The organism is Micromonospora sp. DT233, assembly GCF_049841815.1.
Lineage (GTDB): Bacteria > Actinomycetota > Actinomycetes > Mycobacteriales > Micromonosporaceae > Micromonospora.
The window spans coordinates 139,716-162,224 of the sequence record NZ_JBNCLB010000013.1; the positions used below are offsets into that span (position 1 = coordinate 139,716).

Sequence of the window (22,509 nt, forward strand, 5' to 3'; positions counted from 1 at the left end):
ACCCACAACCAGCTGGCCGGCTTTTGGTCCCCGTCGCCTACCGGGAGTCCGGCTTCGGCTGGTTTCCTGCTGTTACCGCAAAGTAACACCGCGTCCCGCGCCGCGGAACGCCTCCACCGGCCGCCCATCCCGGGAGCAGTCCATGACCACGTCATCACCCAAACCCCCACCCGCCCACCGTCGCCGTCTTCTCAGGTACGGCGCTCTCGCCAGCACCCTCGCCGTCGTCGCGGCGGTCGCGCCGAGCCCGGTGGTCGCCGCCACCGCCGCCCCCGCCCCCGCCGCCCTCGACGAGGTGATGTTCGTCGGCAACAACTGGGAGGGCACCGTCGACGTCGTCCGCTCCCGCGGCGACTACGCCCATCGCGGCCGGATCAACGTCGTCCCGGACAAGTCTCAGCGGCTCTGGGAGATCTACCTCAACCCCCTCAAGCTCGCCTTCTACCTGGGCATCCAGCAGGGCCCCGGCGAGGGGCACGACCAGCTCGTCGACGACATGTACACCACCCCGGACGGCACCGCGCTGGTGGCGTCCCGGCCCAGCTTCGCCGACGTCGTCGCCATCGACCTGAGCACCGGGGCGGTGCGGTGGCGGTTCCCGGTGTCCGGGTTCCGCTCCGACCACATGGCGGTCTCGCCGGACGGCACCCGGGTCGCGGTCTCCGCCTCCACCTCGAACAAGGTGCACGTCCTCGACATCAACACCGGCCAGCAGGTCGGCTCGTTCGCCACCGGTGACAAGCCGCACGAGAACCTCTTCACCGGTGGTGGCCGGCACATCTGGAACATGTCCATCGGCGAGGTGAACACCTCCCTCGACGACCCGTCGCAGGACTGGACCAAGGGCGACCGACACATCACCGTCGCCGACGCCAACACCTTCCAGACCGTGAAGGAGATAGACATGCGGCCCCGGCTGGACGCCTTCGGCCGCCGCGATCTCTCCGACGCCGTCCGGCCTGCGGTCTTCACCCCCGACGAGCGCAAGCTCTACTTCCAGGTCTCGTTCTTCAACGGCTTCGTCGAGTACGACGTGGCCACCGACGCGATCACCCGGGTCGCCACCCTGCCGAAGAACCCCAACACCGGCGAGGACCGCACCACCTGGGTCAACGACTCCCGGCACCACGGCCTGTCGATCAGCCCCGGAGGCGCGAAGCTCTGCGTCGCCGGCACCGTGGACGACTACGCCACCGTCGTGGACCGGGCCTCCCTCGTCCCCGGCCCGCTGGTCACCGCCAGCAAGCCGTACTGGGCGACGGTGAGCGGGGATGGCCGCGACTGCGTCATCTCCGAGTCGGGAGCCGACCGAATCACCGCAATCAGCTTCGCCACGGGTCAGAAGGTGGCCAGCGTACCGGTGGGCGACCACCCGCAGCGGGTCCGGATCGGACACCTGCCGAGCAACTGGACGCCCCCGGCCGCGTCGTAGGCCCCACACACGGGCGCGGCCCGGCCGATGATCCGGCCGGGCCGCGCGCCTGCGGTCGTCCTGCTCAGCGCCGAGGTTCGCGGCGCCCACGGCGGAGAGGTCGCCTACCTAGGAGCCGATGGCGTTGTAACCACCACGCCCGTTCAACACGTGGTAACCACCACGCCCCACCAGATCCAGCACGTTGTAACCACCACGCCCGTTCAGGACGTGGTAACCACCACGCCCCACCAGATCGACCGAGATGGTGTTGACGACGGTCGAGATGGCGGCGACGGCCGAGGCGGAGGCCGGTGCCGTGACAGTGAGGGTGCCTACGGTCACCGCAGCCAGCGCGGTGAGCGACAGCCCTGCAAGGGTACGCCGACGAATCATGATGCTTCCTTCCGTATCGGGACGAACACGCCGAGGAGGCGCACCAGGTCCGAAAGGACCACCATAGGTGATGTTCGATCAACAGTCATCTTTGGCGGCTCATAACGCGACACGTCCCGCGCACGGCGTGGGCCCGACCGATCACCGGCCGGGCCCACACCGTGCTGTCGTGCGGTCAGCCGCCGAGGCTCGCGGCGCCCGCGGCGATCGCGGAGGCGAAGTAGCTCACCTGGGTGTAGACGCCGGGGTAGTTCGGGCGGGCACAGCCGTTGCCCCAGCTGACGATGCCGACCTGGATCCAGGCGTTGTTGGCCCCGCGGCGGAACATCGGGCCGCCCGAGTCACCCTGGCAGGTGTCGGTGCCGCCGCTGGCGTAGCCGGCGCAGATCTCCTCGGCGGGAATCAGGTCGCCGCCGTAGTTGGAGTTGCAGGTCGAGTCGCTGACGAACGGCACCGTGGCCTTGAGCAGGTAGCGCTGCTGCCCGCCGCCCTCGCTCGCCGCGCCCCAGCCGGCGACGGTGAACGTGCCGCTGTCGTACGCGGTGGTCGTGGCGATCGGCAGGGTGGGCAGGGTGGTGACCGGGGTGGCCAGCCGGATCAGCGCCCAGTCCTTGCCCGAGCCGTTGTAGCCCGGGGCACGGTAGACGTAGTTGGACTTGACCGTGATCCGGCTGCTCGACTGGAGGTCGACCGCGCCGAGGGTGGCGGTGATGCTGGTGTTGGTGCCGGTGCGGCCGACGCAGTGCGCGGCGGTGAGGACCAGCCGGGCGCTGTAGAGCGCGCCGCCGCAGCCCATCGAGAGTCGAACCATGAACGGGAACTCGCCCTGGGCGGCCCGGGTGCCGCCGACGACGTTCGGGGTGATGGTGTCGTCGGGGGCGGCGGCGGCGGGTGCGGTCAGGGTGAGGCTGCCCGCGGTCACCGCGACCAGCGCGGTGGCCAAGAGGCCGGTGAGGGTGCGCCAGCGAACCATGTAGTTCCTCCGCATCAGGACCGGCGCACCAGGCGGGCGCACCGCGTTCGGGATGACGGAATTCTATTGACGATTTTCTATATTTAATCATCCGCTCCGGGTCATACGACGCCGGTATGGCCGCCACGCGGCGCGCCCCCGCCGCTTTCGGTCCGGCCGCGACCACCCGCCCCCGCGGCGGCGGGCTCAGCCGGCCCCGAAGCAGACGAACGCCGCCGCCGTGGCCGACGCCGCGCCGTCGCCGCCGGCGACGAACGCGGCCTGGGCGTCGGCCAACGCCCGCGCCGGACGGGCCCCGCCGCGCATCCGCCGGTGCAGGTCGAGCATGAGTGCGGTGGTGACGTCGGCCGGGACCGGCAGCACGGTGGCGACCAGGCATCGGGTGCCCAGCGCGAGCAGGACCGCGGTGAAGCCCAGCACCTCGTCGCCGGGTCGCACCCCGGACAGGCCGGAGTCGCAGGCGGAGAGCACCACGCAGCCCGGCGGGCGGGGCAGCCGCTCCAGCTCGTACGCCAGCAGTGGCCCGTCGGCCAGCTCCAGCCGGGAGAAGAGCGGGTTGTCCGCCCGGAACGTGCCGTGCGCGGCGATGTGGGCCAGCCCGGCCCCGTCCAGCGCGGCGGTCAACGCCTCGGCGGTGGCGTCCGCCCCGGTCAGCAGCCGGGAGCCGGGCAGCTCGCCGGCGAGCAGGCGAACCTCGGTGCGGGCCGCCGGCAGACGCGGACCGGCCGCCAGCACCGGCGGGCCGGCCGGCGTCGCACCGCCGTCGGCGCGCAGCCAGACGGTGGCCGACGGGGCCACCGTCACCGGCCGGCCGGCGCAGGTCGGCAGGCCGGACCAGGGCACCGCGTGCAGCGCGCCGATCGGGACGATCACCAGGGCGCGCTCGCCCAGCCGGCGGCGCAGCGGGTCGAACAGTTGCCGGTCCAGGGCCGCCGCGGCGTGCGCGACCCCCGCGCGGGCGGCGGCCGTGTCGCCGGTGGTGACCAGTCGGCGCAGGCCGAAGCGGTGCCGCCGGGCCTGCCCCACCGCCTCGGCGAGCGGGCCGAGGTCGTGCAGGCTGGCCCGACCGTCGCGCACCAGCACCGCGCGCAGTCGGTCGCCGTGGGCCACCAGTTCCACCAGCACGCGCGGGCCGAGCCGGGCGGCCAGCGCGGCGACGCCCGGCGGGGTCACCGGGTCGCCACCGCCGGGCACCCGCCGGGCGAGGTCGCGGATGCGCCCCTCCAGCCGGGCCTGCCGGCCGCGCAACGCCTGCGTCGGCCGCCCCGCCAGCAGGGCGTCCTCCAGCAGGCTGCTGACCAGGCGGAGCTCGGTCAGCGCCGCGACCAGGTGCGGGTCGGCCGGCGGCCGGGCCGGCCGGGTCCGCACCGCGCTGGCCCGCCACCGCTCCGCCCAGGCCAGCACCCGGGCCGGGGCGCCGGAGCGGACCGCGATGTCGAGGCCCTCGGCGGCCAACTCCTGCCCGTACGCGCCGCTGTGCGCCCGCAGCTCGGTGGCCCCGAGCGAGGCCCGGTGGCTGTCCAGCACGGCCAGCCCGCGCCGTAGCGCCCCGGCCGCCGCGCGGTCGTCCCCGGCGAGCCGACGCGCCAGCGCCAGCGCGTACCACCCCTGGGCCCGGCCCGGCGCGGTCCCCCGCCGGCGGGCTCGGGCCGCCGTGCCCAGCAGGGCCGCCGCGCGGTCGGGGCGGCCGAGCGCGGCGGCCAGCCGGCCGGCGTCGATCCGGGTGGCCAGCGCCGGGCCGGGCCAGCCGGTGGCGTCGAGCTGATCGGCGGTACGCACCAGCGCGGTGAGCAGCCCGGTCGAGCGGGTGCCCCGGCGGAACTCGGCGCGCAGCGCCACGTGCCAGGCGAAGGCGGCCCAGGTGCGCCGGCCCTGCCGGTCGAAGCGGGTCCGCGCCCCGGTGGCCGCGTCGGTGGCGGTGGCCAGGTCCCCGGCCAGCAGCGCGGCGCGGGCCTGGGCCAGCAGCGCCTCGGCGTAGTCGGAGGCCAGGCCCCGGCGGCGCAGCTCCCGCACGGCCACGCCGGCCACCTCGACCGCCTCGTCGACCAGGGGCACCGACAGCAGCAGCTCGACCCGGTCCAGCAGCAGCGCCGGCCGGGGCACCGCCAGCCGGCGGTACTCCTGGTCGACCTCGGCGAAGCAGCGCAGCGCCCCGACGGTGTCACCGCGCTGACCGGCCGCGATGCCCAGGTTCCAGCGGGTGTCGGCGGCGGCCAGCTCCAGCCCGAGCCGCTGGAAGATCGCCGCCGACCGGGTGAGGTCGTCGTCGCGGCCCCGGCCCGCGCCCCGATGGGCGTTGAGCAGGCCCCGGTTGTTGCGGGCCCGCGCCTCCAGCAGCGGGTCGCCCTCGCGCTGGGCGATCTCGACGGCGAGGGAGTAGTCGCGCACCGCCTCCTCGTAGCGGCCCCGGTAGTGCAGCACCACGCCCCGCTGCATCCGGGCCCGCCCGGCGTCCGCGCCGGTGAGCGGGGGCAGGGCGGCGGTCACCGCGCGCAGGGCCGCGCCGGTGCGCCCGGCGTTGGCCAGCACGTAGCCGAGGCTCATCCGGGCCAACGCGCGGGTGCGGGGGGTCGCGGCGACGCGCACCGCCCGGCGCAGGTGGCGCAGCGCCCCGGGCAGGTCGTTGAGCTCCCGCAGGGCCAGGCCGACGGCCCGTTCGGCGGTGGAGCGCTCGTCGCCGGTGACGGCGCGACCGGCGGCGAGCACCTGCGACGCGAGGGTGATCGCCTCGCGGGGGTAGCGCTGCACGGCGTCGAGCGCGGCCTGGGCGGAGCCGGGACCCCAACCGGCGCTGTCGGCCATGCCCGACAGCGTCGCCGATGCGGAGGCCAGCGTCAATGCGGCGGCTTCGGCGGGAATCCCATGGCCCGCGTGACGACAACACGTCATTGACTTTCGACAATGGCCTGGAAGAATCGGCGCTGACCCGGGGTGACGGTGGCACCGCACCGGGTAGACCGCCGATCGCGCCGCCGCAACCGCCTGGAGGACCGGTGCCGCCTGACCTCCCCCGCACCCCGTCTGCCGGTCGGCTGTCCCGCCGCCGCCTGCTGGCCCTCGGCGCACTCGCTGCGGCCGCGCCCCTGGGCGGCGCGCTGACGCCGGCCGCCGCGCGCGGCGACACCGGCGACGACGAGGCGTACCAGCGGGTCTTCGCCAGCGCCCTGGCCGCCGACCCGGACGTACGCCGGCACACCGTCGTCGGGCGGGAGTTCCTCTACCGCCCCCGGCAGCTGCTCGCGGCCGACGCCGACGCCCAGCGGGTCGTCGCCTGGCTGCGCTCGCGCGGGCACGCGGTGAGCGTGGGCGCCGGCTTCGCCGGGGTCACCCGGCTGCTGTTCGGCAAGGAGACCGACGTCCCCGCGACGGTGACGGCGCTGCGCAACCCCCAGCAGTGGCCCGGCCAGCGCGTCCCGGCGGTGCAGCCGCACCACGTGCTGCTGGGCCTGGGCAACATCATGGGCAACCCGGGCGGCCCGCCGAGCCCGGCGGCCGCGCTGGCCGCGCCCGACCCGGCCCGCCTCGGCGAGGGCGCCGGCGTCACCGTCGGCGTCTGCGACACCGGGATCTGGCAGCAGGCCGGCACCTACCACCCCCAGTGGCTCGGCGGCAGCTACGTCCCCGAGCCCGACGACGTGGACGCGCTCTACCTCTCCGGCACCGCGCTGGCCGCCCAGGGCGGCCACGGCACCTTCGTCGCCGGCGTGGTCCGGCAGGCCGCGCCAGGCGTACGGGTCGACCCGGAGCAGGCGCTCAACCCCACCGGCGTCGGTGACGAGGCGATGCTGGTGGCTGCCCTGTCCCGCCTCGGCCCGCAGGTCGCCGTCGTCAACCTCTCCCTGGGCTGCTACACCCAGGACGACCTGCCCCCGCTGCCGCTGGTCAACGCGGTGGCCGCGCTGCCGGCGCAGATCGCCGTGGTGGCCGCCGCCGGCAACGCCAGCGGCTCCCGCCCGACCTGGCCCGCCGCCGGAGACCGGGTGCTGGGCGTGGCCGCGCTGAGCCGCTCCGGCACCGGCCTGGCCCCGGCGGCGTACAGCAACTTCGGCCCGTGGGTCGACGCCTGCGCCGTCGGCGAGCACACCAGCACCTACGTCCCGGGCCAGCTCGCGCTGCCGGGACAGCCGACCCGGGTGTTCCACGGCTTCGCCGACTGGGCCGGCACCTCGTTCGCCACGGCGTACGTCTCCGGGCGGCTCGCCGCCACCATGTCCGCCACCGGGATGACCGCCGACGCGGCCCGGCTCGCACTGCTGGCGGCTCCCCGCTGGCACCCCGCCTACGGGGTGCTGGTCGCGTGAGGCCCGCACCACGCCACGGTCGGGCCCTGCGATGACCGACACCGCCGCCCTGGTGGCCGCCGCCGGGGCTGGGGACGAGTCGGCGTGGACCGAGCTGGTGCGCCGCTACACCCCGCTGGTCGTGTCGGTGATCAGGGCCCAAGGGCTGAGTCGCGTCGACGCCGCCGACGTCAACCAGACCGTCTGGCTGCGCCTGGTGGAGCGGCTGGGACAGCTCAGTGACCCGCAGGCGCTGGCCGCCTGGCTGACCACCACGACCCGGCGGGAGTGCTACCGGCTCATCCGCCTCGGCCGGCGCAGCCAGCCCGTCGACCCGTACGACGACGCCCTCGACGGCCCGCCGGCCGAGGCGGCATCGCCGGACGAGGAGCTGCTGCGGGCCGAGCGGCGCCAGGCGCTGCGGGACGGCTTCGCCCAGCTGCCGTCCCGCTGCCAGGAGCTGCTGGCGCTGCTGACCGCCGACCCCCGGGTGGGCTACCGGGAGATCAGCGAGCGGCTCGGCATGCCGGTCGGCAGCATCGGCCCCACCCAGGCCCGCTGCCTGCACAAACTGCGCAGCTGTCCGGCGCTGGCCCCGTTCCTCGGGTCCCGTGACGGCCTGCCGGAGAACGGAGGTGACCGCGATGGCGCCGTGGCCGCCGGTCGATGACGACGCCCTGACCATCGAGCTGGGCGCAGCCCTGTGGGACACCGGGCCGGTTCCCGAGGAGTTCCTGACCGCCGCGCGGGCGGCGTTCGCGTGGCGGACCGTGGACGCCGAACTGGCCATCGCCGAGTTGATCTTCGACTCGGCGTGCGACGCCGAACCCGCCGGCCCGACCCGCTCGGGCGGCTCGACGCGGACGCTCTCCTTCCGCGCCGGGCCGGTGGTGCTGGAGGTCGAGGTGAGCGAGGCCGGCATCGTCGGTCAGCTCTGCCCGCCCCGGGGCGGTCGGGTCACGGCCCGCACGGCCACCGGCGCGTACGACGAGTCGCCGGTCGACGAGGTGGGCTTCTTCTCGTTGGCCGCTGCCCCGTCCGGCCCGGTCCGGCTCTCCGCCCGCGCCGACGGCTACGCGATCGCCACCGACTGGGTCAGCCTGGGCTGACGCCGGCTGCGGCGGCGGCCGCCCGGTTCTCCCGGTGGCGCAGCCACCGGTCCACGACCAGGTTCAGCGCGATGCCGACCACCCCCCAGACCGCGATGACCAGGATGTTCCTGCCGATCCCCGACCCGCCGAAGTAGGCCAGCGAGCGGGCCGTGTCGACCGCCGCCGGCAGCGGCAGGATCTCCCGCAGGAACCGGAAGAACTCGGGCACCATGTAGATCGACAGCCCGCCGCCGGAGGCGGGCACCCCCGCGAGCATCATCACCACCATCCCCGGAATGACCGCGGCGAGGCCGAAGGTCCGGGTGAAGGCCCCGGTCATCAGGGCGACGGCGAAGATGGTGGCGGCACCGAAGCCGATCATCTGCCAGGCGTGTCCGTCGACCGCGCCGATGATGACGTCGAAGAGCAACCACAGCCAGACGGCCATCCCGACCGACCAGCCGCCGAGCAGGGGCAGGAACTGGCGCAGCCGCTTGAGCTCCGGCGCACCGCCGCGCAGCACGGCCAGCAGCAGGAACCCGGACATGATCCACGACATGCCGACGTAGAGGCTGTTGCTGCCCATGGTGTCGTCGTCGGTCAGCGGCGTCACGTCGGTGACCTGCAACGGGGTCTGCTGCTGGGCGGCGATCTGCTGGAAGATCGCCCGCACCGCGCTCTGCTGGCTCACCCCCGCGCCCGCCGAGGTGTAGAGCGTCGCTTCCGCGCCGGCCGCCTGCGGCAGCACGTAGGCGGCCACGACCTCCTGGTCGTGGATGCGGTCGGTGGCCTCGGTCACCGACGCAGCGACCCGCACGTCGAGCATCCCGCCCAGCTTCGACTCCAGGCCGGCGGCCACCTGCTCGGCCTGAGCCGTCGCGCCGACCACGGCGACGGGAAGGTCCGAGACCTCCGGTTCGTGCATCGAGGCGCTCATCAACCCGACCACCATCACCAGGATGGACAGGGGAAACGCCGCCACCGCGACGTACCGGAACCGCTTGGACCTGGGCGGGCCCCCGGCGAGCGCCGGCAGCGGCACGTCGGGGTCGGCGACCACCGGGGCCGCGGGGATGGCGTGCCCGCTGACCCGCTCCTTGAGCAGGCAGAGCAGCAGCGCGACGACGGCCCAGGCGGCCAGCGCCAGCAGGTACGCCCCGACGCCCCGACCGTCGAAGTACAGCAGCGCCCGCAGCGTCTCGCCCGCCGCCGGCAGCGGCAGCACCCCGTGCAGGAACGAGAAGAAGCCGGGCATCACGTCGACCGAGAGCGCCAGGTTCGACGCCGGCATCCCGAGTACGACGTAGAGCAGCATGCCGATGAGCACCGCCAGCGGCCCCATCAGCTTGGTGAAGAGCAGTTGGCCGAGCCCGACGGCCGCGGTCGTCAGCATCCCGACGCCCAGGAACTCGAGGTAGTGGCCGTCGACGGCGCCCACGACCGGCCCGAGGATCACCCAGATGACGGTGCTGGTGACCGCCGACCAGCCGGCCAGGACGGGCAGGAACCGCCGCAGGGCGAGCAGGTGGGGAACCGCCATCAGCAGCAGGCTCAGCGGCACGTACCCGGCCAGCATCATGCCCATGGCGGCGAAGAGCACGGCGATGCCCGCCCCGTCACCCGCAGGCAGGGGCGCGACCTCCTCGGTCGCGGTCGTCCACTGCTGTTCCAGGGCGATCGGGGCGAGCAGCTGCGCGACGGTGCTGGACTGCGACGCCCCGGCCGCCATCGCGGTGTAGATCGTCGCCCGGTCCGATCCGGCGGCGGGGACCGCCAGCGCGCCGGCGATCTCCCGGTCCTTGAGCAGCTCCACCGCGTCGCCGCCGGAGGCGACCAGCCGGGCGTCCACGGCCCGGTCCGGTGCGGAGTTCAGGGCCACGACGAGCGCCTCGGCCTGGGCTCCCGTCCCGACGATCGCCACCGGCATCTCGCGCGGGTGCGGCGAGTGCATGGTGCCCACGTAGGTGGCGAACATCATCGAGACCATGATGAAGGGCATCGCGAAGAGGGCGACGTAGCGGGCGATCCGGGTCTTGCGGTCCTCCTGCGCCGGCGGCCCGGTGGGGGCGGCGGCGGCCGAGGCTTCGGGCGGGGAGTCCATAGACGTGACTAACTCCTGGGTCGGGTGGTGCCGTACGAGCATCGGGGGCGGGGCGGGGCGGGGCGGGCTGCGCCGCGCCGGACCGTCGCCCCACCAAATGTAAGTCACGTGGCTTACGAAACGGCCGTCGGGTACCTTGATGTCCGTCACACCGCCCCGACGTCGCCAGGAGGAGGTGCCCCGGTGGCCCGTTCAGCGGCGGCGCGGAGCGCGCTGCTCGACGCCGCGGAGCGCCTCTTCGCCGAGTCGGGCATCGCGCAGGTCTCCGACCGCCGGGTGGCCGAGGCGGCCGGCAACACCAACCACTCCGCCGTGCACTACTACTTCGGCGGGCGGGAGGGCCTGCTGACAGCCCTGATCACCCGGCACCAGGACGCCCTGGAGGAGCCCCGCCGGGCGCTGTTCGCCCGCTCCGACTCGGTCCTCGACGACGTGCGGAGCCTGGTGATGCCGTACATGGACGCCCTGGCCTCGCTGCCCCGGCCGAGCTGGCGGGCCCGCTTCCTCAACCAGGCCATCAACGACCCGGCAACCGCGGCGCTGATGCGCCGGTCCGCCGGCTCCGCACCGACCGCGGCCTCCATCGCCCGGTCGGTGGCCGCCCGCCTCGGCCACCTGGACCCGGGGGTGATCGCCGGCCGGGCGAGCCTGATCACCCTGATCGTCGCGACGGCCTGCGCCGAGGTCGAGGCGCGCATCGAGCGCGACGGGCAGGACCCGCGCTGGCAGTCGGTGGGCGACTTCCTCTCCGACGCCATCACCGGGATGCTGCTCGCCCCGATCAGCCAGGCGGGGACCCGCAACCCGCTGACCGAGACCCCGACGCCGTCGCTGCCGTGACGGGGCCCGAAGGCAGGGTCCTACGCCGGGTGCAGCCGGCCGGCGGCGGCGAGCCGCCGCAGCACCTGCTGGTGCGGGACGGCGTGGCGCACCCGGCCCCGCAGCCCGGTGGTGGTCACGGCCATGAAGAGCGAGTTGAGCAGCGCCTCCTCGACCGAGTCCCCGACGGCGGCGAAGAGCGGGTCGAGCAGCGCGTCGGGGACCGGCCGCGGTCGCGGGCCCGTGCTGAAGGCGATCGCGTAGTCGCCGCTGCCGTGCTGGTACGCCGCGCCGACCCGGGACATGGCGAACACGGCCCGGCGGGCGAGCCGGCCGAGCTGGCGGGCGTCCAGCGGCGCGTCGATCGCCACGATGATCATGCACGAGTTGCCGGGCGGCTCCTCCCCCGCGCCCCCCGCCACCAGCTCGGCGGCGGGCATCGGGGTGCCCAGCACGGTGAGGGTGCCGCCGAAGTTCGACTGGACGAGGGCGCCGACGGTGCGCGCCGCGCCGTCGACGTCGACCCGCCGCGACGAGGTGCCGATGCCGGCCTTGAAACCCAGGGCCGTGGTGCCGGTGCCCGCGCCGACGCAGCCCTCCGCCGGCAACCCGGCCGAGGCGGACGCGACGGCGTCGCGCACGTGCCGCTCGGTCACCGGGCGGCGGCGGATGTCGCAGAGGTAGCCGTCGTTGGTCTCCCCCACCAGCGGATTGAACGACACGCCCGCCGGATCCCGCTCCATCAGGTAGCCGAGCAGGGCGTCTGCGGCGCGGAAGACCGACAGGGTCGCGGTCAGCACGATCGGTGACTCCAGCACCCCGAGCTCGTCGACCTGGGTCGAGCCGACCAGCTTGCCGTAGCCGTTGCCGACGGAGACGGCCGCCGGCAGCGCCCCGGCGGCGAGCCGGGGCACCACGGCGGTCACGCCGGTGTGCAGGTCGGCGCCGTCGTCGATGGTGCACTGCCCGACCAGGACGTCGGCCACGTCGGTGATGGCGTTGAGCGGGCCGGTCGGCAGCCCGCCGACGATGATGCCGAGCTGTCGGGCCCGGCGTGGCGGTTGGCCCATGGCCCTCCCGTCGTCGTGGTCGCCCCCGCACCGTACCGCCAGCGGATCACCCGCCCCGACCGGCGGCGGGCAGGCACTCCCGGCGTCAGCGCTGCGCCGGGTCGCCCTGCGGCGGCGGGGACCACGGCCAGGGCACGTCGCGCCACGCCGCCTCGACGGCCAGGGCCTCGACGGCGCGCAGGAAGCGCTCGGCCCGCTCCGGGGGTAGGTAGCGGGTGTCCACGGTGATCGCCAGCTCCAGCGCGTCCGGGGCGTCGATCACCTGCACCCGGCAGCGCCAGGCGAACCGCTCCAGCTCCTGGTGCCAGCGGAAGGTGCTGCGGGCCGCCGCCGCCCGCAGCGTCGCCTCGTCCGGGGTGCCCGGCCCGGGGTCGACGTCGTGGCCCAGCCGGATGTCGTTGAGGTAGCAGAACGGGGCCAGGGCGGTCTGCTGGTCGATCCCCCGCTCGGCGAAGGCGCGCTCCAGCTCGCCCGGGTCGTAGTAGGCGTGCCGGTAGGCGTCCAGCGACGCCCCCCGGGCGCGGGACAGCAGCTCGGCGAAGCCGGGCCGGTCGGCCAGCTCCAGCCGGCACAGGCCGATCTGGTTGAGCTTGCTGATCGCGGCGTCGTACTCCGGCAGGTAGCGGTTGTTGACCATGGTGAACACGCCGCAGACCGCCCCGCCGACCTCGGCGGTCAGCGCGGCGGCGGTCGCGGCCAGCAGGACGGTGGCGGTGCTGACCTGGTGCCGGGCGGCGACGAGCCGGACCGCGTGGCGCAGCGCCCCGGAGAGCAGCGAACCCCGGCGGTAGCGGGGGGTCCCACCGGGGCCGACGGGCGCGAAGAGGCCCACCGTGAGGCCGGGGAAGCGCCGCAGCCAGTACGCCACCGCCCGTTCGCTGCGACCGCGCTCCCCGTCCCGCTCGCGCTCGGCGACGTCGACCGACTGCAGACCGGGCGGGGTGGCCAGCGACCCGCGCAGCACGAGCATCCGCAGGTCGCGCAGCACCGCCTCGGCGGCGTGGAAGTCCACCGTGGAGTGGCTGAAGACCGCCACGAGCTGGCGTACCCGGTCGTGCACGGTGACCACGGCGGCCCGCACCGGCCACTCGGCGGCGTGGTCGAAGCGGGGCCCGCCCAGCCGGTCGGCCAGGGCCGCGGCGGCCGCCGAACCGTCCGGGTCGACCTCGGCGTCGGCGACGGGGTGCACCAGGACCGGCAGCCGCCCCGCCCCGGCGGCGCACTGGTACAGCTCGCCGTCGACCGCCCGCACCCGGGTGCGCAGGGACTCGTGCCGGGCCACCAGGGCCGCTATCGCGGCCACGGCGCGCGGCCCGTCCACGTCGGCCCGCCGGGAGAGCGCCAGCACCCGGCGCAGGTTGAGGAAGCTGTGGGTCGGCGACTCGAACTCCTCGACGGCCCGCCACATGGCCCGCTGGCCCCAGGTGAGCGGGCCGGTCGCGGCCCGACCTGCGGTGAACGGCGCGTACGCCATGGTCTCCCCGGCGGCGGCCGGGCGCAGCACCGGCGGCGCGAGGACCGGGGCCGCCGGGGCGGGCGTCGGCCAGGGCACGTCGGCGAAGGCCGCCTCCACCAGCAGCTCCTCCAGCTCCCGCAGGAACGGCTCCACCGTGTCGACCGCGACGTGCCGGGTGTCTACGGTGAGGGTGAGCCCCACCCCGCCCGGCTCGTCGACCACGTGGGTCAGCAGGTGCCAGGAGGCCTGGTCCATCCCGGTGGTCCAGGAGAAGCTGGTGTCGGCGGCGGCGGCCCGCAGCTCCCGCCGGCTCGCCTGCGGCACGGTGGCGCCGCCCACCGGCAGCCGGACGTCGTTGAAGTAGTAGTGCGGCAGAAAAATCGAGGCGTACTCGTGGCCGGCGTCGGCGAAGCCCTGGCGCAGCGCGGCCGGGTCGTAGAAGGCGTGCCGCAGCCCGCTCAGCGACGCCCTCCAGACGCGGGCGACCACCTCCCCGAACGCCGGCCGGTCGGCCAGGTCCACCACGCAGAAGCCGATCTGCCCGAGGTTGGCGACCGCGTCGGCGTACCCGGCGGGGAAGCGGTTGTGCGCCATCGGGAAGAGGCCGCAGCGCTCCCGCCCGGACCGGGCGGCGGCCAGGGCGCAGACGCCGGCGAGCAGCACCGCCGAGGTGCTGACCCGGTGCCGGGCGGCGACCATCCGGGCCGCCACGTCCACCGCCGAGGAGACCAGCACGCCCCGCCGCAGCCGGGGGCCGAGCCCGGGACCGCCGGGCGGCAGCGGTTCGGCCGGCAACCGCGCGTACTCCCGCAGCCAGTACGCCACGGAACGCTCGGAGCGGCGCACGTCGGGGCCGTGCTGCAGCCGGGCCACGTCCACCGACTGCAGGCCGGGCGGGGCGTCGATACGCCCACGCAGCAGGATCAGCCGCAGGTCGCGCAGGACCACCTCGACGCCGTGCGCGTCGGCCGTGGAGTGGCTGAAGACCAGCACGACCTGGCGTACCCGGTCGGCCACGGTGACCACCGCGACCCGCACCGGCCACTCGGCGCCCTGGTCGAACGCGACGTCGCCGAGCCGGGCCGCGGCGTCCCGGGCGGCCGCCGCGCCGTCGCCGTCGCCGGTGAGCACCAGCACCGGCAGGTGGCCGGTGGCGGCGGTCCGCTGGCACGGCTCGCCGTCACGGGTGGGCATCCGGGTACGCAGCGACCCGTGCCGACCGACCAACGCGCCGAGGGCGGCGGCGGCGCGCTCGACGTCCATTCCGGCTCGGGCGGAGACCGGCACCGTGCGGCGCAGGTTGAGGAACCGGTGGTTGGAGCCGTACCGGGCGGTGGCCCGCCACGTCACCCCCTGGGCCCAGGTCAGCGGGGCGTCGCCCGCCCCGGGGCCGGAAAAGGGCACGAAGAGCAGGGCCTCGCTCGCCCACTCGGCGGGCACCACGGCATCGGCGAATCGCATTCCCGACCGTACGTCGGCGCCCGCCCCGCCGGGTCGGACGATCGGATTCTCCACCGTGGACCGATCAGACGACGCGATGCGCGGTGCGTAGCGGGCAGACTACGGGCCCCTGTCCGGCACCGGCGTGTGTGAGAAGGCATCGGCGTGACCAATGTGGACGTATCGACGTGGGCCGCGCCCGCTGCGCCGGCCGCGCCGTCGCGCCCGGGACCGGACGGGCCGGCGCTCTCCTTCGGCCAGGAACGGATCTGGTTCACCGAGCAGCTCACCCCCGGCACCGCCGCGTACCTGCTCTGGTCGACGACCCGGCTGCGCGGCCCCCTCGACGTCGACCTGCTGCGCGCCGCCCTGGACGGCGTCGCCGCCCGGCACGACAGCCTGCGCATGCGCTTCGCCGACAACGGCGACGGCGAACCGGTGGTGCGGGTGTCGCCCGAGGTGCGGGTGCCGGTCACGGTCGTCGACGCCGCCTCGCCGGAGCACGCCCGCGAACTGGTGGCCGGGGACCTGCGCACCCCGTTCGACCTCGGCGCCGCGCCGCTGCTGCGGGCGCTGGTGCTCCGGCTCGACGGGTGCGACCACGTCCTGCACCTGACCATGCACCACATCGTCGGCGACGGCTGGTCGCTGGACCTGCTGCTGGGCGAGGTGGCGGCGCAGTACGGCGCGCTGCGCGACGGCGGGGCGCCCCCGGCCGCGCCGACCATGGGGTACGTCGACTACGCCGCCTGGCAGCGCGACCGGCTCGACGCCGGGGCGGCCGCCGCCGGCACCGCGTACTGGGCCGGGGCGCTGGCCGGGGTGCCCCCGCTGGAGCTGCCCACCGACCGACCCCGACCGGCCATGCAGTCGTACGCGGGCGGCACCCACCGCTTCGCCGTCGACGCCGAGTTGACCGACGGGCTGCGCCGGCTGGGCCGGGCGCACCGCGCCACCCTCTACATGACGCTGCTCACCGGCCTGCAGGCGGTGCTGTTCCGGCACAGCGGCCAGCGGGACTTCGCCGTCGGCTCCCCGGTCGCCGGCCGGGTGGTGCCGGAGCTGGAGAACCTGATCGGCCTCTTCGTCAACACCCTCGCGCTGCGCGCCGACCTCTCCCCGGTGGCCGCGACCGCCGGCTCCCCCGCCGCCGAGCCCAGCTTCGCGGCGCTGCTGCGGCGCACCCGGGGCACGGTCGTGCGCGGGCTGGCCCACCAGGAGATCCCGTTCGAGCGGCTGGTCCGGGAGCTGAACGTGCCCCGCGACGTCAGCCGCTCCCCCGTGTTCCAGGTGCTGTTCACGCTGCAGAACTACGCCCGCACCGGCGGCCGGTGGCCGCAGGGGTTGCGCGTCGAGGGCCTCGGCGCGGACGCCCCCGCTGCCCGCTTCGACCTGTCGCTGTACGTCAGCGAGGCCGACGACGGGCTGCGCGGCATGTTCGTCTACAACAGCGACCTCTTCGACGCGGAGACGATCGCCCGGCTGGCAGCCGGCCTGGTGACCCTGCTGCGCGCGGCGGTCGCCCGGCCGGAGCTGCCGGTGGTCGACCTGGACCTGCTCGACCCCACCGAGCGGGACCGGGTGCTGGCGCTCTCCCGCCCCGACGACGAGCCCCCCGCGCCCGGCGGCGGGGCGGGGGCCACCGGGGCGGCGCGTACCCTCGCCGAGCTGATCGCCCCGCACGTCGCGGCGACCCCCGACGCCCCGGCGGTGGTCTGCGGCGCGCAGGCGGTGAGCTACCGGGAGCTGGACCGGCGGGCCAACCGGCTGGCGCACTGGCTGCGCGGGCGCGGCGTCGGCCCGGACGCCCTGGTCGGGGTGCTGCTGGAGCAGTCGGTGGAGCTGGCCGTGACGCTGCTGGGGGTGCTGCGGGCCGGCGGGGCGTATCTGCCGCTGGACCCGGAGCAGCCACCGGCCCGGCTGGGCCTGATGCTCGCCGACGCCCGCCCGGCGGCGGTGCTGACCAGCACCGAGCTGCGCGACCGGCTACCCGCCGGCGCGGGTGCCGAGGCGACCTTCCTGGACGCGATCACCGCCGAGGTCGCCGCCCACCCCGACACCCCGCCGCCCGGCGGCGCGAGCGGGGAGAACCTGGCGTACGTCATCTACACCTCCGGCTCCACGGGCGTCCCGAAGGGCGTGGCGGTGGCCCACCGGCAGGTGCTGCGCTACCTCAACGGGGTGGCCGACCGGTTCGCGGTCGTCCCGGCCGCCCGGTACGCGCTGCTGCAGTCGATGTCGTTCGACTTCGCCGTCACCGTCTTCTACCTGGCCCTGGCCACCGGCGGGACGGTGCACCTGCTGCAACGCCGGTGCACCGGGGCGGAGCTGGCCGCGCAGCTGCGCGCCCAGCGCATCGACTACCTGAAGATCACCCCGTCGCACCTGGCGGCGCTGGCCGCCGACAGCCCGGCGGCGCAGCTGCTGCCGGCCCGCGCGCTGATCCTCGGCGGGGAGGCCTCCGACCTGGAGCGGATCGTTCCGCTCGCCGCCGCCGGGGCGACCCGGGTGTTCAACCACTACGGCCCCACCGAGGCCACCGTCGGCGTCGCCGCCTACGAGGTGCGCGCCGACGCCCCGGCGGCGGGCCCGGTGCCGACCGGGCGGCCCCTGCCGCACGCCCGGGTGCACCTGCTCGACGAGCGGATGCGCCCGGTGCCCGTCGGGGTGCCCGGTGAGCTGTACCTGGGCGGGGACCGCCTGGCCCGGGGCTACCTCAACCGGCCGGGCCTGACCGCCGAGCGGTTCGTGCCCGACCCGTACGGGCCGCCGGGCGCCCGCCTCTACCGCACCGGGGACCTGGGCCGGTGGTCGGCCGACGGGCAGCTGATGTTCCTGGGCCGCCGCGACCACCAGGTGAAGATCCGCGGTTACCGGGTGGAGCTGGGCGAGGTGGAGGCCGCGCTGCGCGACTGCCCGGGGGTGCAGCAGGCGGCGGTGCTGCTGCGCGCCGAGCGCCTGGTGGCCTACCTGGAGCCGACCCCCGGGGCGGCGGTGCCCGCGCCGGCCGAGCTGCGCCGGGTGCTGGCCGACCGGCTGCCCGAGCACATGGTCCCCGGCCGCTGGGTGGTGCTGGACCGGCTGCCGTTGCAGGAGCACGGGAAGGTGGACCGGCGGGCGCTGCCCGAGCCGACCGACGACGCGCCGGCGGGCGAGCGGGTGCCGCCGGTCGGCCCGGTGGAGACGCTGATCGCCGGGATCTGGCGGGCCGTGCTCGGGGTGGCCGAGGTCGGCGTCACCGACGACTTCTTCGACCTCGGCGGGCACTCGCTGCTGGCCACGCAGGTGGTGGCCCGGCTGCGCCGGGAGCTGCCGGGCGTCGACGGCGGCGCGACGGGGACGGTCAGCGTGATGGACCTGTTCCGGCACCGCACGGTCCGCGAACTGGCCGCCCTGGCCGCCGGCGGCGACACCGGGCCGGGTGGGTTGCTGCACGAGCTGACCCCGCCGGTGGCCGCCGCCGACCGGGTGGCGACGCTGGTCTGCGTTCCGTACGGCGGCGGCAGCGCGGTGGTGTACCAGCCGCTGGCCGACGCGCTGCCGGCCGGCTACCGGCTGCTCTCGGTGGCCATGCCCGGCCACGACATCGGCCTGGCCGACGACCCCGCGCCGATCGAGCAGGTCGCCGCCGACGTCGCGGCGGAGGTCCTGTCCCGGGTGGCCGGCCCGCTGATCCTGTACGGGCACTGCGGCCCCGGCGGCGCCCTCGCGGTGGAGGTCGCCCGGCGGTTGGAGGCCGCCGGGCGGGACCTCGAGGCGGTCTACCTCGGCGCGGTCTTCCCGTTCGGCCGGCCCGCCGGCGGGCTGCTCGGCCCGCTGCTGCGGCTGCGGCTGGCCGAGCGGCTGCGCAGCGACCGGATCTACCGGACCTGGTTGCAGGCGCAGGGCACCTCGGTCGGCTCCCTCGCCCCGGACGAGGCGGCGTTCCTGATCCGGGCGATGCGCCACGACGCCCGGGTCAGCGAGGAGTACTTCACCGAGCTGATGCGCCGGCGGGTGACGCCGCTGCGGGCGCCGGTCGTCTCGGTCGTCGGCGAGCGGGACCGCAGCACCGACTACCACGACGAGCGGTTCCGCGAGTGGCACTTCCTCAGCGACCGCACCGCCCTGGCGGTGCTCGACGAGGCCGGGCACTACTTCCTGAAGTACCGGGCCGGCGAGCTGGCCGAGATCGTCACGACCGTGCACCGGCAGGTCGCCGCCCCGACCCCGGTCGCCGGGCCGCCCGCGCCGGTGGCCGCGCCGGGCCGGTCACCCGGATCCGCCGCGCCCGCCGGCGGGCCGGCGCCGTCCTGGGAGCTGGTCGCCGTCTCCCACCAGCCCGCCGGAACACCCGACATGCCGGGTGCAGCCCCAGCCCTCGCCGCGCCGGGCGCAGCGGCGGCGTCGTCCGCCTCGGGTGCCTCGGGTGCGTCGGCCTCGGGCGCGGCGGTCCCGGCGGCCGGCGCGGCGCCCGCGCCCGCGCCGAGCATGCGGCGGTTCGGGCTGGTCGCCGCCGGGCAGGTCGTCTCCTCGATGGGCACCGCGCTGACGAACTTCGCGATCCCCCTGTGGATCTACCTGGAGACCGGGTCGCTGGCCCGGTTCGCCCTCTTCGCCGTGCTCGGCCTGCTGCCCGGGCTGCTGGTCGCCCCGCTGGCCGGCGCCTGGGTCGACCGGACCAGCCGGCGGCGCATCCTGCTGCTGGCCGGCGTCGCCGCCGGGGGCGCGAACGCGGTCATGGCCGCCCTGGTGCTGACCGACCGGGTGCAGGTCTGGCACTTCTATCCGCTGGTCGCCTGGCTGTCGGTGGCGCTGGCCTGCCAACGGCTCGCGTTCGTCTCGGCCGTGCCGCAGCTGGTGCCCAAACGCTTCCTCGGCCACGCCAACGGCGTCACCCAGACCGCCATGGGGCTGACCCAGTTCACCGTCCCGCTGCTCGCGGTGGCCCTGCTCGACGCGGTCGGGCTGCGCGGCATCCTGCTGCTCGACGTGGCGTCGTACGCGTTCGCGATCGCGGTGCTGGGGCTGGTCAAGTTCCCCCGCACCCTGGCCCTGCAACGCCGGGAGGGCATCGGCGAGGAGATGCTCGCCGGCCTGCGGTACGCGCTGCGGCGGCGCGAGTTCCGGGCCATGCTGACCTTCTTCGCCGCCCTGAACCTGTTCCTCTTCCCGGCGCTGTACCTGCTCTCCCCGCTCGTGCTCGGCTTCGCCGACCTGGACCAGGTGGCCCGGGTGGCGCTGACCGGCGGCGTCGGCGCGGCCGTCGGCGGCCTGGTGATGCTGGTCTGGGGCGGCCCGCGCCGCCGCCGGATGCGGGCGGTGCTGCTGGGCACCCTCGGCATCGCGGTGGCCGCCGTGCTGACCGGATTGCGGCCGGACCCGCTGCTGGTCGGGGCGGGCGCGTTCGGCATGTACCTGGCGCTGGGCGTGGTCAACGGCGTCTACAACACGATCATCCAGACGAAGGTGCCGGCGCGTTTCCACGGTCGGGTCTTCGCGCTCAACCAGATGATCGCCTGGTCGACGATGCCGCTGGGCTGGGGGCTCGTCGCCCCGCTCGCCGCGCGGGCGGCCGAGCCGCTGCTGCTGCCCGGCGGGGCGCTGGCCGGCACGGTCGGCGCGGTGATCGGCGTCGGCCCCGGCCGGGGCCACGGCCTGCTGTACCTCGTCTTCGGGGTCTGCATCGCGCTGACCGCGCTCGTCGCGCTGGCCACGCCGGTGCTGTCCCGGTTCGACGACGAGGTCCCCGACGCCCCGCCGGACGACCTGGTCGGCATCGAGGAGCGCCAGGCCCGCACCGCCGCCACCACCGCCGGGACCACCCCCGCCGACGGCGCGCCGGCCAGCCCCGCAGTCGGCACCCCGGCCCCGGCTCCGGTCGCCGCGGCGGCCCCGGTGGCCGCGTCCGGGCAGGCGCGGCGGTGACCGCGACGGCCGCCGGCCGGCCCGCCGCCCGGACGGTGCCGGAGCTGCTGGCCTGGCGCACCGCCCTGCACCCCGACCGGGTCGCGGTGGAGGTGGCCGGGGTGGACGCGCTGACCTTCGCGCGGTGGTCCGCCGAGGCCACCGCCGTGGCCGCCGCGCTGCGCCGCCGGAGCCTGCGCCCCGGCGACCGGGTCGGGCTGGTCTTCGGCGCCCGCGACTGGACCCGCTTCGCCGTGGCGTACTGCGGGGTGCTGCGGGCCGGTGGGGTCGCCGTGCCGCTGTCGGACCGGCTCGCCGCCGGGCAGCTCGACCACGCGTTGACCCACTGCGCGGCCGGCGCCGTCGTGCGCGGCGACGACACCGCCGCGCCGCCCGCCCCGGCCGGCCTGCCGGTCTGGCGCGCCGGTGAGCTGGCCGCCGAGCCCGCGACCGACGCCGACCTGCCGACGGTACGCCCCGGCGACCTCGCCCAGATCCTCTACACCTCCGGCACCACCGGCCGCCCGAAGGGCGTCGGGGCCAGCCACGCCAACCTGACCGCCGGCGCACCGACCCACCCGCGCCGGCTGGCGCTGGGCCACTCGCAGCGGTTCCTGCACGCGTTCGCCATCGGCACCAACGCCGGGCAGACCATGCTCTTCAACGCGCTGACCGCGACCGCCGGCGCGCTCACCCTGGCGGCGTTCACCCCGGCCCGCTTCGCCCGCCTGATCGACACCCCGGGCACGGGGACGCTCTTCGTCGTCCCGTCGATGGCGATCGAGCTGCTCGACTCGGGGGCGCTGCGCGGGCGGAACACCAGTGGCGTACACCTGGTCGGGTCGACGGCGGCGGCGCTGCCACCGGCGGTCGCGGCCCGGCTCGCCGAGGTCTTCGCGGAGGCCACGATCGTCAACTACTACACCTCCACCGAGGCCGCGCCGGCCCAGACCACGATGATCTACGACCCAACCCGCCGGGACGCGGTGGGCCGGCCGGTCGGCGGGCAGCTACGCATCGCCGACGCCGACGGCGACCCGCTGCCGCCGGGCACGACCGGCGAGGTGTGGCTGCGCGCCCCGTACCCGCGCGCCTACTACCGCGACGCCGCCGCCAACCGGGACACCTTCCGCGACGGCTGGGTGCGAATGGGCGACATCGGCCGCATCGACGCCGACGGCTACCTGTACCTCACCGACCGGCACCAGGACGTGATCAAGTCCGGCGCGTTCAAGATCTCCTCGCTGGAGGTGGAGGCGGCGCTGCACGAGCACCCGCTGGTCGCCGAGGCCGCCGTGGTGGGGGTGCCGCACCCGGTGCTCGGCTCGGCCGTCGCCGCCGCCGTGGTCCCCCGGCCGCCCGCCGCCGACGGGTTCGCCCCGGCGCCCACCGCCGACGGGCCGGCCCCGCCGCACGCCGTCGCCGACGGGCTGACCCTGCCGGCGCTGCGCGGCTTCCTCGCCGACCGGCTCGCCGACCACCAGCTACCCGCCCGGCTGCTGCTGCTGGAGCACCTGCCCCGCAACGAGGGCGGCAAGGTGCTCAAGCGTCAACTCACCGGCCTGTTCGAGCACTGACACCCGCGA

The 22,509-nt window shown here is 75.9% G+C and carries 13 protein-coding genes; 7 read left to right on the plus strand and 6 right to left on the minus strand.

Annotated elements, in window-relative coordinates:
* Positions 1–142: 142 nt before the first annotated feature.
* A complete protein-coding gene (locus ACLQ2V_RS22995; protein ID WP_425720628.1) occupies positions 143–1,432 on the plus strand; it encodes a YncE family protein in 1,290 nt (429 codons plus the stop codon).
* A 108-nt stretch (positions 1,433–1,540) separates the two neighbouring features.
* Here ACLQ2V_RS22995 and ACLQ2V_RS23000 read toward each other — a convergent pair whose 3' ends face one another.
* The 3 genes from ACLQ2V_RS23000 to ACLQ2V_RS23010 form a co-directional block, all read right to left on the minus strand.
* The gene (locus ACLQ2V_RS23000; protein WP_425720629.1) at positions 1,541–1,807 is read right to left on the minus strand and encodes a hypothetical protein; all 267 of its coding nucleotides are present in this window, start codon (positions 1,805–1,807) and stop codon (positions 1,541–1,543) included.
* A 175-nt stretch (positions 1,808–1,982) separates the two neighbouring features.
* Entirely contained in the window at positions 1,983–2,780 is a 798-nt protein-coding gene (locus tag ACLQ2V_RS23005) for a S1 family peptidase (RefSeq protein ID WP_425720630.1), read from the minus strand.
* 186 nt (positions 2,781–2,966) lie between these two features.
* On the minus strand, positions 2,967–5,582 hold the full coding sequence (locus tag ACLQ2V_RS23010) for a CHAT domain-containing protein (RefSeq protein WP_425720631.1): 2,616 nt from the start codon (positions 5,580–5,582) through the stop codon (positions 2,967–2,969).
* A 191-nt stretch (positions 5,583–5,773) separates the two neighbouring features.
* Here ACLQ2V_RS23010 and ACLQ2V_RS23015 point away from each other — a divergent pair, with 191 nt between their 5' ends.
* The 3 genes from ACLQ2V_RS23015 to ACLQ2V_RS23025 are packed head-to-tail and all read left to right on the plus strand — an operon-like array spanning position 5,774 to position 8,169.
* Positions 5,774–7,081, plus strand: a complete 1,308-nt coding sequence (locus tag ACLQ2V_RS23015; protein ID WP_425720632.1) for a S8 family peptidase — start codon at positions 5,774–5,776, stop codon at positions 7,079–7,081.
* Between the two features lie 31 nt (positions 7,082–7,112).
* Positions 7,113–7,730 carry an RNA polymerase sigma factor gene (locus ACLQ2V_RS23020; protein WP_425720633.1) on the plus strand — a complete coding sequence of 206 codons (618 nt, stop codon included), beginning with the start codon at positions 7,113–7,115 and terminating at the stop codon, positions 7,728–7,730.
* Entirely contained in the window at positions 7,705–8,169 is a 465-nt protein-coding gene (locus ACLQ2V_RS23025) for a hypothetical protein (protein WP_425720634.1), read from the plus strand. The genes ACLQ2V_RS23020 and ACLQ2V_RS23025 overlap by 26 nt, the downstream gene beginning before the upstream one ends.
* On the opposite strand, the gene ACLQ2V_RS23030 is transcribed toward ACLQ2V_RS23025, so the two are convergent.
* Entirely contained in the window at positions 8,156–10,252 is a 2,097-nt protein-coding gene (locus tag ACLQ2V_RS23030; RefSeq protein ID WP_425720635.1) for an ABC transporter permease, read from the minus strand. The genes ACLQ2V_RS23025 and ACLQ2V_RS23030 overlap by 14 nt on opposite strands.
* Before the next feature lie 183 nt (positions 10,253–10,435).
* On the opposite strand from ACLQ2V_RS23030, the gene ACLQ2V_RS23035 reads away from it, so the two are divergent.
* A complete protein-coding gene (locus ACLQ2V_RS23035; RefSeq protein WP_425720636.1) occupies positions 10,436–11,092 on the plus strand; it encodes a TetR/AcrR family transcriptional regulator in 657 nt (218 codons plus the stop codon).
* 20 nt (positions 11,093–11,112) lie between these two features.
* Here the strand turns inward: ACLQ2V_RS23035 and ACLQ2V_RS23040 are convergent, their stop codons facing one another.
* Both ACLQ2V_RS23040 and ACLQ2V_RS23045 read right to left on the minus strand, forming a co-directional pair.
* Positions 11,113–12,141, minus strand: coding sequence for a P1 family peptidase (locus ACLQ2V_RS23040; RefSeq protein ID WP_425720637.1), 1,029 nt, complete (start codon positions 12,139–12,141; stop codon positions 11,113–11,115).
* A gap of 85 nt (positions 12,142–12,226) precedes the next feature.
* Complete coding sequence (locus ACLQ2V_RS23045; RefSeq protein WP_425720638.1) at positions 12,227–15,058, minus strand: condensation domain-containing protein; 2,832 nt, start codon at positions 15,056–15,058, stop codon at positions 12,227–12,229.
* A gap of 144 nt (positions 15,059–15,202) precedes the next feature.
* Between ACLQ2V_RS23045 and ACLQ2V_RS23050 the strand changes: the two genes are divergently transcribed.
* Both ACLQ2V_RS23050 and ACLQ2V_RS23055 read left to right on the plus strand, forming a co-directional pair.
* Positions 15,203–20,944 (plus strand): amino acid adenylation domain-containing protein, encoded by a 5,742-nt coding sequence (locus ACLQ2V_RS23050; RefSeq protein WP_425720639.1) that lies wholly within the window; start codon positions 15,203–15,205, stop codon positions 20,942–20,944.
* Positions 20,941–22,500 carry a class I adenylate-forming enzyme family protein gene (locus tag ACLQ2V_RS23055; protein WP_425720640.1) on the plus strand — a complete coding sequence of 520 codons (1,560 nt, stop codon included), beginning with the start codon at positions 20,941–20,943 and terminating at the stop codon, positions 22,498–22,500. Before ACLQ2V_RS23050 ends, ACLQ2V_RS23055 begins: the two co-directional genes overlap by 4 nt.
* Positions 22,501–22,509 lie beyond the last annotated feature (9 nt).